A 13,379-nucleotide genomic window follows, 5' to 3' on the forward strand; every position below is an offset into this window, starting at 1 on the left:
GCCCCGGGCCGCCTTCCGGCCCCGGAGGGTGCTGGCTGTTCCGGAGGGGACCAGGACCAGTAGGCTGAAAACGGTGGACCAGGCCACCTCGTCCAGGTGCTTCGCCTGCCGTGGCAGCCCCACGGCCCGCGTCCCGACCATCTCTCAAGAAAGCCGCCATGCGCACAGAATCCCGGGACCGCACGAACCCTGCCCCGAAATCGCCCAAACTGGTCTACGCGGTCAGTGCCATCGCAGCGGTCGGGGGTTTCCTCTTCGGCTACGACACCGGGGTGATCTCCGGGGCCCTGCTGTTCATCAACGACGACTTCTCCCTGACACCGCTCACCGAAGGCGTGGTCGTCAGTTCCATCCTCGTCGGGGCGATCATCGGCGCCGTGGGATGCGGGCCCCTCGCGGACCGTCATGGACGGAAGAACACCATCATCGCCGCGGCAACCGTCTTCACGATTGGTGCACTGTTGGCGGCCTTCGCCCCCACGGCGGAACTACTGGTCGTCGCCCGCCTGGTCCTGGGTCTGGCGGTCGGGGCCGCGTCGGTGCTGGTTCCGCTCTTCATCGCCGAAGCAGCACCCCCGGCGATCCGCGGTCGGCTGGTTTCGGCCAACCAGCTGCTCATCACCATCGGCATCCTGGCTGCCTACCTGACCAACGCACTGTTCGCCTACGACGGCGGATGGCGGTGGATGTTCGGTCTGGGCGTGATTCCGGCGATCGTGTTGGGCGTGGGGATGCTCTTCCTGCCGGAGACCCCCCGGTGGCTCTTCGAGAAGGGGCGGACCGAGGAGGCCCGCACCGTATTGGGCCGGCTCCGGGACCCGCAGACGGCCGATACCGAGTTCCAGGAGATCCACCGGTCCCTGCATGAGGACCTCGAACCCAAGTCCACACTGCGCGACCTCACCACTCCGTGGGTCCGGCCGGCGCTGATCGCCGGCATAGGCGTGTCCATCTTCGGCCAGGCCAGCGGCATCAACAGCGTCATCTACTACGCCCCGACGATCTTCAACTCCACCGGGCTCGGAGCCTCCACCGCCATCCTGGGCACCGTGGGCATCGGGGCCGTGAACGTCGTCATGACCATCGTCGGCATGTCCCTGGTGGACAGGATCGGGCGTCGCATCCTGCTGATGAGCGGATTCGCCGTCATGAGCATCACGCTCCTCGTCCTCGGCTTCGTGCTCCACGGCGACAGCCTGGACCCCTCGGCCGGGTGGATCGCCATGGTGTGTCTGGCCGTCTACATCGCCGCCTTCGGCGCCAGCGTCGGCATCGTCGTCTTCGTGCTGCCCTCCGAGGTCTACCCGCAGCGGATCCGCGGCTCGGCCATGAGCGCCACCCTGATGTGCAACTGGGGCATGAACTTCGTGGTGTCGCTGACCTTCCTGTCCCTGTTCGACGCGCTCGGCAAGTCGTGGACCTTCTGGCTCTATGCCCTCATCTGTGCGCTGGGCTGGCTCTTCGCCGTCAAGCTCGTTCCCGAGACCAAGGGACGCAGCCTGGAGGAGATCGAGTCCTGGTCACGGGCGCGGGCGAACTGATGCCCCCTGGGGTCTAGTTGGGCCCGGCGGCCGGGATTTGCGCCGCGGCCGCCTCGGCGGCCGCCCGGACCTTGAAGACCCGGGCGGTCAGCAGTGCCAGGCACAGACCCAGCAGGGCCAGGCCTGCCCCCAGGAAGGCCGGGGCCTGGTAGCCGAAGCCGAGTTTGATCACCACGGCACCCAGGGCCGCACCGAGGGCGTTGGCGACATTCAGCGCCGAGTGGTTCAACGAGGCCGCCAACGATTGGGCCTTCGGCGCCGAATCCATGAGCAGGGCCTGCAGGCTCGGCACCAGGATGGAGCCGGTACCGCCGAGGATGAAGACCAGGATCAGGGCGGGCACCGGGTAGGGCGAGAGGACCCCGAAGGCGCTCATGAACACGACCATGGCCGAGGTGGCGATGTAGATGCTGCCATGGACCGACCAGTCGGCCAGCCTCCCACCCAGCAGGTTCCCCAGGACCATCCCGATCCCGTAGAGGCTCAGGACCAGCGGGACGGCCCCTTTTTCCAGACCGGTGACATCGGTCAGGGTCGGTGAGATGTAGGAGTAGACGGCGAAGAAGCCCCCGAAGCCGACGATGCCGGTGGCCATCGCCAACCAGACCCGTCCGCTGCGCAACGCGGACAGTTCCCGGCGGATGCTCGCCCCCTCATGGATCGGGTTGTAGGGGACCCAGAGGCGGATGCAGATCAACGTCAGGACACCGACCAGGGCCACCGAGGCGAACATCCACCGCCACCCCAGCTGCTGACCCAGCCAGGTCACCGCGGGCACCCCGAGGACGTTGGCCACCGACAGGCCCATCATGACCCAGGCGATCGCCCGGCCACGCATGGTGGCGGGGACCAGGTTCCCGGCGAGGATGGCGGCGAGTCCGAAGTAGGCCCCGTGGGGCAGCCCGGAGAGGAAGCGGGTCACCAGCATCGAATCGTAGGTCGGGGCCAGGAACGAGGAGAAGTTGGCGAGGGTGAAGAACACCATCAGCCAGGACACCATCGTCTTATGCGCCACCCGGGCCCCCAGGGCGGTCAGCAGCGGGGCCCCGACCACGACGCCGAGGGCGTAGGCGGAAATCATCAGCCCCATGTCGGCGTTGCCGACACCGAGGTCCGTTGCCCCCTCCTGGAGCAGGCCCATGATGGCGAACTCGGTGGTGCCGATGCCGAATCCGCCCAACGCCAGCGAGACCATGGCAATGAACAGGGGACGCCCGGTAAGCATGGTGTTATGTGGCGGGTGGGTCATGCGGCGGTTCCTACCTTCGGGGTTCTGCGGTGGAGGGTGACCGGCCAGGTGTCTCTTTGCCGTCCGTGGCGCGTATCGACCACAACAGTCTATGGACCCCGTTCCATTCCCGCACCATCGACGACGCGGAGCCCCGCCCCGGGGCTCAGAGGTCGGCCAGTTCCACCCCGGTGTCGGCCAGCCGCTCCTCAGCCACCGTGCGGCCCACGATGGAACGCAGGGTGTCGTTGACATCCCAGATGTTCACGTTCATGGCCGCCGTAACGACGCCTTCCTCGAGCCAGAAGGCAATGAACTCCCCCGAGTCCAGGCTCCCCCGGACGACGGCCTGGGCACCGGGCCCGGCATGCCCGACGTATTCCATGCCCAGATCGAACTGGTCGGTGAAGAAGTAGGGCAGCCAGTCGTAGCGGTCCGCATGCTTCAGGATGGTCTTGGCCGCGAGTTCACCTTGCCGGATGGCGTTGTCCCAGTGCTCGACCCGCAGCCGGCCCAATTTGGTGTTCACCGCGTTGGCGAGGTCCCCGGCGGCGAGGATATCGGGATCGCTGGTGCGCAACGACCCGTCCACCAGCACCCCGTTGTCGGTTTCGAGCCCGGCGGCCTCCGCCAGGGAGGTGGCCGGGACGGCGCCGATGGCAATGAGCACGACGTCGGCCGGCACCTCGCCGTCCGAGGTGTCCAGGCCGGCGGCCCGTCCGTCCCGTTCGATGATGCCCTTCACCTGGGTGCCCAGGCGCAGCTGGACCCCGTTGCTGCGGTGCACCTCCGCGAAGTGTGCGCCGATCTTTTCGCCCATGACGTTTTCCAGCGGCGTGTTGTTCGGGGCGACCACGGTCACTTCCATCCCGGCCTGCCGGGCGCTGGCGGCGACTTCGAGGCCGATCCAGCCGGCCCCGACGACGGCGAGGCGCCCTCCGGCGGCCAGGGCGTCCTTAAGAATCTGCGCATCGCCCAGCCGGCGCAACATCATCACCCCGGGCAGATCGGTCCCGGGCAGGTCGAGGTGACGCGAATCGGCGCCGGTGGCCAACAGCAACTGGCCATAGGGGAACTCATCCCCCGAATCCAGCCGCACCACATGACGTTGACGGTCGATCTCGGAGGCGTGCCCACCGAGCACCAGGTTCACCTCGTGCGCGGCGTACCATTCGGCGTCGTGCTCGACGCCTGCCTCGGCGTCCTGCTTGCCCTGGAGGAACTCCTTGGACAGCGGGGGACGCTCATAGGGCGGGGTCGCCTCATCGGCGATCAGGGTGATGCTCCCGGAGTACCCCTGCTCGCGCAGGGTCTGGGCGGCATGCGATGCCGCGAGTCCCCCACCGATGATGACCGTACCGTCCGATGTTGCCATGATGACCTCCCGGCTGATGCTGCTTTTCCCCGGTATGGGGACTCCTTCCTTCAACGTAGGCCCGTCCCCGTCGGGGTGCAAGCACCGGTGGGATCAGGCCTGCTCGTGCGGGTACCCCAGCGCCCGGTGGGATCAGGCCTGCTCGTGCGGGTACCCCAGCGCCCGGTGCTGGAATTCGAGGATCGCCGGGTTGGCGACCGCACCGTCCCGGATCTCGATGGCCCGGGTGACGGTTTCGCTGTTTCCCCAGGCGTCCGGACCGCCCATGACCAGGGGCAGGAACGGCAGAAGTGCCTCGCTGATCTCCCAGCTGGCCGAGTTCCAGAGATAGGACGGGCTGTGGTCCACCGCGTAGTAGTCGATGTTCTTTCCAACGGTGAACATCGGCTCCGCGAAGGTGGTGGGACGGGCCCAGTCGAAGCCCATTCCCGCGTCGCAGGAGACGTCGATGATCAGGCTGCCCGGTTCGAACGCCCCCAGGTCCTCCGTGCGCAGATACAGCAACGGGTCGTTGGGGTCCTGCAAGGTGCAGTTCACCACGATGTCGCTTTCGGCCAGGAACGGTGCCAGCGGGACCCGCCCCCGGTCATCGGTGATGACCTCGGAGAGGTAGGGGCCGCCGTCGTGGTCGAATTGGATCATCTGTGCGGCGTGGATCGGCGCCGCCACCGAGGCGACCTTGCGGTTGGTGAGCACCCGGATGTCGCTCACCCCGTGGGCCTTCAGCGCGGTGACCGCACCCCGGGCGGTGGCCCCGAAACCGATGACGACGGCGGTGAGCCGGCGCCCGTAGTCCCCGGTGACCCCGGTCAGGGCCATCGAATGGATGACCGAGCTGTAGCCGGCGAGCTCGTTGTTCTTATGGAAGACATGCAGGGAGAACCCGCCGTCACCGGCCCAGTGGTTCATGGCTTCGAAGGCGATCAGCGTCAGCTTCTTGTCGATGGCCAGCTGGGTCATTTCGCGGTCCTGGACGCAATGCGGCCACCCCCAGAGCGTCTGGCCTTCGTGCAGGTCCTCGAGGTCCCGGGCCTGCGGTTTGGCCAGCAGGACCGTATCGGCGGCATCGATGACAGCGGTACGGTTCGATACCCCGCGAACCAGGGTGGTCAGATCGGCGTCGGAATATCCGAACCTCTCCCCGTAGCCCTCCTCCAGGACCATGCGGGCCCGCAATGCCGGATCGATGCGTTCCAGGTGCGCGGGGTGGATGGGGACGCGATGCTCGTCGACTTTTCGCGATATGCCCAGTACGCCCAGAACGGGTTCCTTCTCAGTTGCCATGGTCCACATCCCTTATCGGGGCGCCGCCCTGGCGCCATTGGCCTTAGGCTACACCGCAGCCGGGCCCACGGTCCCCGGTCCTAGACTGGCACCATGGGGAAGCCAACATGACCGTGGTCATCGCGTTCATCGCCAACATCCTGGTGGCGATCGCGAAGTCGGTGGCTGCCGTGGTGACCGGCTCGGCCTCCATGGTCGCGGAGGCCGCCCACTCCTGGGCCGATGCGGGAAACGAGATCTTCCTGCTCATCGCCGACCGGCGTTCGGCCCGCCCGAAGGACTCAAGGCACCCGCTGGGTTTCGGGCGGGAAGCCTACGTCTGGTCGATGTTCGCCGCCGTGGGGATCTTCACCGCCGGCGCCGTCTTCTCGATCATGCACGGGCTCCAGGAACTCAGCAACCCGGCCCCCGTGGAGTCCCCCGGGATCGCCTTCCTCATCCTGGGGCTGGCCTTCCTGATCGAGGGCACCTCCTTCACCCAGGCCGTGGTGCAGGCCCGGCGCAAGGCCCAAGCGCAGGGCACCTCGACGTTCGAGCTGGTGCTGCGGACCTCCAATACGACCCTGCGGGCCGTGGTGGCGGAGGACTTCGCCGCCCTGATCGGTCTCCTCGCCGCCGGCACCGGCATCTACCTCCACCAGGTCACCGGCGATGCCCGATGGGATGCGGCCGGCTCGATCGTCATCGGCGTGCTGCTGGCCGTCGTGGCGTTGGTGCTCATCGACAGGAACCGGTTGTTCCTGATCGGCGCCAGTTCCACCCCGGAAATCCGGGCGCGGGTCGGCCGGGCCCTGCAGCGGCATCGGGAAATCGAGCGGGTCACCTACCTGCATCTGGAATACATCGGACCGGACCGGCTTTTTCTGGTCGCCGAAGTGGATCTGGTGGGAAACGATCCGGAGGAGGACGTGGCCCGGCAGATGCGCCGGCTCGAACGTGAGCTCGAAGCCCATGAAGGCATCGAAACAGCCGTGTTGTCGCTCTCGGTCAGCGACGAGGCGTCACTGGAGTTCTAGGCCTCACGCCAGCGGGTGATTCCACCGGTCCACGCCGGGAATCCGGCACCATCTACCGAGGCGATGTTCAGTGCTGCGGCCATCGCCGGCCCCTGGTCCTCCAGGTGTTTGCGTCCGGCCCGGGCCATCGCCGAGAGCAGGCGTGTCTGGGCCGGATCGGTGGACAGCCCGGGGGCCTCCTGCCCTCCTTCGGGGGCCGGGGCGATGGCGTCCCGGCGGGGCGGCTCCTGCAGGCTTTCGACCACGGCCTGGAACAGCGGGGACGCCAGCCCCGCCTTCTCGGCGGCCCGTTCAACGGAGATGGCTGACATCCCCCCGACCACCAGGTCCCGTGCGGTGTCCCGGGCGGCCGCCAGGAGGTCCGCTCCCATCCGCCGGGCCATTTCCGGGGCGCTCATCCGCGCATCCTCGCCGACTTCGTCGTCCGCCACCGCAGCGGTTCCCGCGGCGGCAGGAGTCTGGGCAGCGGCGGAGGTCACCGCATCGGGAACGGCACCGGTGGTCGCGTCGATGGCCTGGCGTCCGGCCGCCTTGCGGTCGGTGTGCCGCAGGCCGATCATCGCCGTGGAGACCGGCGAAACGACGGTCTGCGTGTAGTAGCGGGCCTCGATGGCGGTGGCTGTCTCCACGTCGACCTGTGCCCCTTCCACGGCGGCGGCGAGGATGGCGCGTGGCGCCGGGTTGTGCAGCGCGTCCGGGCGGCCGCGCAGTCGGGCGGGCAGGAACTGCAGGATCTCGGTCAACGCGTTCCGGCCGGGTCCGGTGGGAACCTGCGGTGCCCCGTCGGGAATGACGTAGCCCTCGGCGTCCCAGGGCTGGCGCGCCACGGGATGCTCCCGGATCCACCGTCGTGCTGCCGGCAGCAGGTGTTCCTCGGTCTCGAGCGACTCGTCGATGATGCCCAGTTGGAGCCCGTCCCGGGCGCCCACGATGGTTCCGCTGAGCAGCAGTTCGTCCAGGGCGCGTTCGATGCCGAGCAGCCGGGTGGTGCGCAGGACGCCTCCGGCGCCCGGGCAGATCCCGAAATCGACTTCGGGCAGACCGAACCTGTTGCCGGGGGCGTCCACGGCGATGCGGTGGTGGGTGGCCAAGGCCAGCCCCAGGCCGCCGCCGATGGCCGCCCCGTTCAGTGCGGCCACGACGGGGACCCCGGTCGTTTCCAGGCGGCGCAGCAACCGGCCCCACCCCCGGGCCAGCTCATCCACCGTCCGGGCATCCGCGGCGGTCGCCGCGGCCATCGCCTCCAGATCGGCGCTGGCGCAGAAACTGCTCTTCGCCGAGGTGAGGATGATTCCGGCGACGGAGGCGGGGTCCGCGGCCCGGCGTTCGTCGAGGGCATCCAGCCGTCGGGTCATCGAGGCGATGAAGGCAGCATCGAGCAGGTTCACCGTCCGTCCGGGGGCATCGAGGATCCAGGTGAGGATCCCGGCGTCGTCCTCCTGCTCGCGAATGGCCTCTTGCTCTTCCATGTCCATCCTCCGGTTCAGCTGCGTTCGATCAGGGTGGCGACGCCCATGCCGCCGCCGATGCACAACGTGACCACCGCACGGCGGAGCCCGGTGCGTTCGAGTTCATCGACCATGGTGCCCAGGATCATCGCCCCCGTGGCACCGAGGGGGTGGCCCATCGCGATGGCGCCACCGTGGACGTTGAGCCGGTCGTCGGCGATGGCGAAGTCACGCTGGTATTTGAGTGCGACGGCGGCGAAGGCCTCGTTGATCTCCCACAGGTCGATGTCCTCGGGGCCCAACCCCGCGGTGGCCAACAGCTTGCGGGTGGCGGGGGTGGGGCCGGTGAGCATGACCGTCGGATCCGCTCCGGAGACCGCGGCTGCGGTGATACGCGCCCGCGGGGTCAGCCCCAGGTCCTCGCCCACGGTTTCGGAGCCGATCAGGACCAGACCGGCCCCGTCGACGATGCCCGAGGAGTTGCCCCCGGTATGGACGTGGTCGATCTCCGGGACCCAATGGTATTTTTCCAGCGCGACGGCATCGAAGCCGCCATCGGTGCCCATCCGGGCGAAGGCGGGACGGATCGAGGCCAGCGTGTCCACGGTGGTCCCGCGGCGCAGATGCTCGTCGTGGTCCAGGACGGCCACCCCGTTCTGGTCCTTCACCGGCACGATCGACCGCTCGAAGTACCCGTGGTCCCACGCCGCGGCAGCCCGTTGCTGTGATCTGGCGGCGAAGGCGTCCACGGTCCTGCGGTCGAAGCCTTCGATCGTGGCGATGAGGTCGGCGCTGATCCCCTGCGGGACGTAGGAGGTGTCGAAGCTGGTGGCCGGGTCGAAGGCCCAGGCCCCGCCGTCGGAGCCGATGGGGACCCTGGACATGGATTCGACGCCGCCGGCGATGACCAGATGTTCCCAGCCGGAGCGGACCTTCGCGGCGGCAAGATTGGCCGCCTCCAGTCCGGAGGCACAAAACCGGTTGAGTTGGAATCCGCCGACGGTGTCCGGAAGTCCGGCGGCGATGGCCGCGATCCGGGCGATGTCGGCCCCCTGGTCGCCGATCGGGGTGACCACCCCGAGGATGAGATCGTCGATGCGTGATTCATCCAGCCCCGGATTGCGTTCACGCAGGGCATCGATCAGACCGGTGACCAGCGAAATCGGTTTGGTCCCGTGCAGGGCCCCCTGGCGACCGCGACCGCGCGGGGTGCGCACGGCGTCATAGATATAGGCTTCGCTGCTCATGCCAGCTCGGCTCCCTTCAGCGCATCCGTCCTGCGTGCAACATCGCACGGTGGTTCCATCGTAGGCGGTTCGGCTCCACGGGGGCAGGGTCGGGTGCTTCACCGGTCGGCGGCAGGGAAACCATGGCCCGGATCTTCTGCGGTGCTGCCTGCGACTTCGCGGGCGAGGCATTATGCCTGGCCGTCCTTCCCACGGGCCAGCCGTGGGCGGCGGCGAACCAGCTGGCAGGAGCCGCAGGTGAACTCATTGGAAGCCCGGGACCCGGTCGGCCGAAGGGCAGAAAAAGAGTCCAGTCGGGGTGACACCCGGCTGGACTCCGCTGTGGTGGAGCTTGGGGGAATCGAACCCCCGACCTTTTCATTGCGAACGAAACGCTCTACCAACTGAGCTAAAGCCCCGCGCGCATGAAATCACACGCTGATACCACGTCCGTCAGCTTAACGCACTCCAAGGGGTCAACACAAAACATGCCGGCCCCGGCTCAGCTATTGCGGCCGCGCGCAGCCACGATCCAGCGGTCGACTATGTCGTAACCGGCCTCCGGACCGGTCCTGCCGTCCTTCCGCCGGACCACCGTCACCGCATCCACGAGATTCGGCACGAGGCACACGTGGTTCGGGATGACCTGCAGGACCTCCCCATGGCCCGGAAGCCGACTTCCCGCCGGGTACTCCACGGTCCCGTGGTGCTCCGATAGTGCCGAGACATGCGCCCGTGGGGCACCCAGGATCCGCCCGAATCCGGTGGCCCAGGCGGGGCGGTCCCCTCCGAGGACCTTCGACCCGGCATCGAGCACCACCTGCCCACCGCCCTCGGGGCGGTCCCGCCGGGAGACGACCGTTGCCGCGACCGTCAACGCGATGTCCCCGACGTCGCAGTGGCCCATTTCCAGCTGCTGGGCATCGTTGAACACATAGACCCCGGGCCTGACCTCGGTGGCCGCGCCGGGCTCCGAGGCATAGGCCGTCGGGGTTGAACCGCCACTGAGCTCCAACCCTTCGAAGCCGGCGGCCCGCAGCGAACCGGCGGCCTGACGCAGAACCCGGGATTCGTCGTCCACGGCGCCCGCGGAGGCGCCGGGGCCATAGCTGTGCCCGGGGAAGGTGAACAAGCCCACGATGCGCAGCCCGGCCTCGCGGGCCGCCACGGCAACGGACGCGGCCTCCTGCGGATCCGCGCCGCTGCGGTGGTGTCCGCTGTCGAGTTCGATCATGATGCCGGCCGTAGCTGCTTCCTCGCCCAGTCGGGAGGCCAGGTTCCGTGCTCCTTCGAGGGAATCGACGCCGACGCGCAACCGGGTCCGTCGGGCCAGTGCCGCCAATCGGGGTGCCATCGGCTCGCCCACCCAGAGCGGATAGGCGATGAACAGGTCCTCCACGCCGGCGTCGGCGAAGACCTCGGCCTCCCCGAGGGTCGCTACGGTGAGTCCGGTTGCTCCGGCGGCCCGCTGCATGGCCGCGATCTGCAGGATCTTATGGGTTTTGGCATGGGGACGCAGTCGCTGTCCCCGTGCGGAAACGGCCCGCCCCAGCGCGTCGATGTTCCGGCGAAGGATATCGAGGTCGATCAGGACCTCGGGGGTCTGCAGCGTCGAGGGGACGACGGCGGGGAGCTTGCTGCCCCTAGCGGCTTCCATCACTGGTGATGCCACCGCCCTGTTTGAGCCCTTCGCGGGTGGCGACATATTGACGCTCGATATAGGCCTCGAGTTCGCTGCGCTCCACGCGCCAGACGCCCCGCCCGCCGACCTTGATGGCGGGGAGCTCGCCGCTACGGACCAGCGAACGAACCTGGGGCATGTTCACGCTCAACTCCTCGGCGACGTCTTCCAGACGCATGAATCTCATATCTCGAAGTTAGCCCGTGTTTGACGTCGTTTCCAGTCATTAGGAGCACGTGGGGACAATCAGGGGTCACGTCACGTAGGCCCGCAGGATTCCCTCTGGGGGAATCTCGCGGGCCATACTCGTAGTGGACTATTGGTTGCGGGGCTTCTTGGGCCGTACCGTTCCGGAAGCGCTGGTGGTGCCGCCGAACCGTCAACCTGACCTTCGAATGCTTGTGGCATTGCCCAGTTCCTCTCATCAATAGACCATTCGCCGGTCAGACCGCGCAACAGTATTGATTTTGATTGATCAATATGACTACTCTTGGATTCCGTTCGCGGAGAACGTTGGTCATTTTGACCGGCATCCGGCCGAGGCCATCCGCAGCACCCCAGCAAAGGAGCACCGGGTGACACCCGAGCGATATCAACTCGACACCACGGATCGCCGCATCCTGGCCGCCATGGACCAGGACCCGCGCATCCCGATCATGATGCTGGCCCAGCGGCTGGGCCTGGCTCGTGGGACCGTACAATCCCGCCTCGAGAAGCTGGCAGCCTCGGGTGCCTTGCGTCCCAACAGCAGTCGCGTCACCCCTGCCGCCCTGGGCCGCGGGGTCTCCGCCTCCGTCTCCGCGGAATTGGACCAGTCCAAGCTGGACGAGGCGATCGCTGCGTTGCGGGACATTCCCGAGGTGCTCGAATGCTTCGCGCCGGCCGGTGACACCGACCTGCTCATCCGGGTCGTGGCCTCGGACCCGGATGACCTGTACCGGGTCAGTGAGGTCATCCGTTTCTGCCCGGGCATCACGCGCACCTCGACGTCGATGTTCCTGCGTGAGGTCATCCCCTACCGCACCACCGGCCTGCTCCACGAACCCTGATCCGTCGAAAGGCAGTGGGTTTCAGGCCCCGGAGCGTTGATGCGCTGCGCGGACCACGCGGTCCACCATGCTCTTGAAGATGACCCCATGGAAGGGCAGAACCCCCAGCCAATAGAGCCGACCCCATAAGCCGCGGGGGAAGAAGATCGCCCGCTGACGGTACATGCTTCCGCCCCCGGGCGCCGGCTCGACCCTCAACTCCAGCCAGGCGCCACCGGGCACCTTCATCTCGGCGCGCAACAGCAGTGACTTCCCGGGCTCGATGGCCTCGACGCGCCACCAATCAACGACGTCATTGAGCATGAGGTTCGTTTGACTCCTGCGCCCACGACGCAGCCCGACACCACCGGCCAGCTTGTCCATCCAGCCACGGACCGACCAGGCCAGGGGCATGGAGTACCAGCCGTTATCGCCACCGATGCCCTCGATGACCTTCCACACCTGCTCGGGGGAAGCGTCGGAGGCCCGTTCCCGGTCGTCGGTGAAAACGGTCCGCCGGGCCCATTCCGGGTCACTCGGCAAGGGTTCGGCCGGCTCCGCCAGTACTTCGGCATTGGCCCAGGACGTCTCCACGGCCCCCGCCTCGATCTTGATCAGAGCCAACTCCACCGACCGCTCATAGCCGGTCAGGCCGCCCTCGGGAGGAGAAATCAGATCATCGATGCGCCGGTCCTTCACCACGCAGTCATGCTGCAACGACTCCACCAGCGGGATGGCCAGTGCGCGGGGAATGGGCGTGACCAGATTGACCCACTGGCCGGCGAGCCACGGGGTGAGCACGGGCAGCGCAATCACCCAGGGTTGGCGCAGACCCGCGACCTTGGCATAACCGCGCATCATCTCCGAATAGGTCGGGGCGTCGGGCCCGCCGATATCGAAGGTTCCGGCGGCCCCTTTGGGCAACTCGGCGGCATTGACCAGATAGTAGAGCGCGTCCCGGACGGCGATGGGTTGGACCCGGTTCCTCACCCAGCGGGGCGCGGGCATGACCGGCAGGACGTCGGTGAGGTGCCTGACCATTTCGAAGCTGGCGGATCCTGAGCCGATCAGTAGTCCGGCTTGCAAGACCACCGTTGGGGTTCCCGAGGTGGAGAGGATCTCACCCACCTCCTTGCGGGAGGCCAGATGGCGGCTGAGCTCACCTTCGGGGTGGAGCCCGGAGAGGTAGACAATCCGCTTCAGACCAGCTTCGCGCGCGGCCTGGGCCACGTTGAGCGCACAGCTACGCTCGATTCGTTCGAAGGAGGCGTCCCCACCCATGGAGTGCACCAGATACATCATGACGTCGACCCCCTCGACCAGCTGCTGCGCGGCCCGGGCGTCCTCGAGGGCCCCTTCGACGACTTCCACCTGATGGGCCCACGGAATATCGCGGAGCTTGGCGGGATTGCGGGTCAGCACCCGCACGGTGTGCCCCCGTTCCAGCAATAGCGGAACCAACCGGCCCCCGACGTATCCGGTGGCTCCGGCCACGGCAATGCGGCTCATCTGCTTCTCCTTCGTCGGTGGTGCTCTTGAAAACTGGTGGTTC

The 13,379-nt window shown here is 67.6% G+C and carries 12 protein-coding genes and 1 tRNA gene; 3 read left to right on the forward strand and 10 right to left on the reverse strand.

What is annotated here, in order from left to right:
- Positions 1 to 158 precede the first annotated feature (158 nt).
- A complete protein-coding gene (locus ACT3S6_RS03820) occupies positions 159 to 1,541 on the forward strand; it encodes a sugar porter family MFS transporter (protein ID WP_444553832.1) in 1,383 nt (460 codons plus the stop codon).
- A gap of 13 nt (positions 1,542 to 1,554) precedes the next feature.
- On the opposite strand, the gene ACT3S6_RS03825 is transcribed toward ACT3S6_RS03820, so the two are convergent.
- The 3 genes from ACT3S6_RS03825 to ACT3S6_RS03835 all read right to left on the reverse strand — a co-directional run bounded on the left by ACT3S6_RS03825 (position 1,555) and on the right by ACT3S6_RS03835 (position 5,428).
- On the reverse strand, positions 1,555 to 2,790 hold the full coding sequence (locus ACT3S6_RS03825) for an MFS transporter (RefSeq protein WP_444553833.1): 1,236 nt from the start codon (positions 2,788 to 2,790) through the stop codon (positions 1,555 to 1,557).
- A gap of 145 nt (positions 2,791 to 2,935) precedes the next feature.
- Entirely contained in the window at positions 2,936 to 4,144 is a 1,209-nt protein-coding gene (locus ACT3S6_RS03830; protein WP_444553834.1) for an NAD(P)/FAD-dependent oxidoreductase, read from the reverse strand.
- A gap of 132 nt (positions 4,145 to 4,276) precedes the next feature.
- Positions 4,277 to 5,428 (reverse strand): N(5)-(carboxyethyl)ornithine synthase, encoded by a 1,152-nt coding sequence (locus ACT3S6_RS03835; RefSeq protein WP_444553835.1) that lies wholly within the window; start codon positions 5,426 to 5,428, stop codon positions 4,277 to 4,279.
- Positions 5,429 to 5,535: 107 nt separating this feature from the next.
- On the opposite strand from ACT3S6_RS03835, the gene ACT3S6_RS03840 reads away from it, so the two are divergent.
- Positions 5,536 to 6,444 carry a cation diffusion facilitator family transporter gene (locus ACT3S6_RS03840; RefSeq protein ID WP_444553836.1) on the forward strand — a complete coding sequence of 303 codons (909 nt, stop codon included), beginning with the start codon at positions 5,536 to 5,538 and terminating at the stop codon, positions 6,442 to 6,444.
- Here ACT3S6_RS03840 and ACT3S6_RS03845 read toward each other — a convergent pair.
- The 6 genes from ACT3S6_RS03845 to ACT3S6_RS03870 form a co-directional block, all read right to left on the reverse strand.
- Positions 6,441 to 7,913, reverse strand: a complete 1,473-nt coding sequence (locus ACT3S6_RS03845; protein ID WP_444553837.1) for an enoyl-CoA hydratase/isomerase family protein — start codon at positions 7,911 to 7,913, stop codon at positions 6,441 to 6,443. The two genes, ACT3S6_RS03840 and ACT3S6_RS03845, sit on opposite strands and share 4 nt — an antisense overlap.
- Before the next feature lie 14 nt (positions 7,914 to 7,927).
- Positions 7,928 to 9,139, reverse strand: coding sequence for an acetyl-CoA C-acetyltransferase (locus tag ACT3S6_RS03850; protein WP_444553838.1), 1,212 nt, complete (start codon positions 9,137 to 9,139; stop codon positions 7,928 to 7,930).
- 16 nt (positions 9,140 to 9,155) lie between these two features.
- Positions 9,156 to 9,386: a hypothetical protein gene (locus ACT3S6_RS03855; protein WP_444553839.1), complete on the reverse strand. Its 231-nt coding sequence runs from the start codon at positions 9,384 to 9,386 to the stop codon at positions 9,156 to 9,158.
- A 75-nt stretch (positions 9,387 to 9,461) separates the two neighbouring features.
- Positions 9,462 to 9,537: transfer RNA gene (locus ACT3S6_RS03860), tRNA-Ala, on the reverse strand.
- 83 nt (positions 9,538 to 9,620) lie between these two features.
- Positions 9,621 to 10,775 (reverse strand): alanine racemase, encoded by a 1,155-nt coding sequence (locus tag ACT3S6_RS03865; protein WP_444553840.1) that lies wholly within the window; start codon positions 10,773 to 10,775, stop codon positions 9,621 to 9,623.
- On the reverse strand, positions 10,762 to 10,977 hold the full coding sequence (locus tag ACT3S6_RS03870) for a helix-turn-helix domain-containing protein (RefSeq protein WP_444553920.1): 216 nt from the start codon (positions 10,975 to 10,977) through the stop codon (positions 10,762 to 10,764). The genes ACT3S6_RS03865 and ACT3S6_RS03870 overlap by 14 nt, the downstream gene beginning before the upstream one ends.
- Positions 10,978 to 11,374: 397 nt before the next feature.
- Between ACT3S6_RS03870 and ACT3S6_RS03875 the strand changes: the two genes are divergently transcribed.
- Positions 11,375 to 11,848, forward strand: coding sequence for an Lrp/AsnC family transcriptional regulator (locus tag ACT3S6_RS03875; protein ID WP_444553841.1), 474 nt, complete (start codon positions 11,375 to 11,377; stop codon positions 11,846 to 11,848).
- Positions 11,849 to 11,869: 21 nt separating this feature from the next.
- Here the strand turns inward: ACT3S6_RS03875 and ACT3S6_RS03880 are convergent, their stop codons facing one another.
- Positions 11,870 to 13,336 (reverse strand): SDR family oxidoreductase, encoded by a 1,467-nt coding sequence (locus tag ACT3S6_RS03880; protein WP_444553842.1) that lies wholly within the window; start codon positions 13,334 to 13,336, stop codon positions 11,870 to 11,872.
- Positions 13,337 to 13,379: the final 43 nt, after the last annotated feature.

The sequence above is a fragment of the Arthrobacter sp. AOP36-C1-22 genome (genome assembly GCF_052377515.1).
In the GTDB taxonomy this organism is placed as follows: domain Bacteria; phylum Actinomycetota; class Actinomycetes; order Actinomycetales; family Micrococcaceae; genus Arthrobacter_H.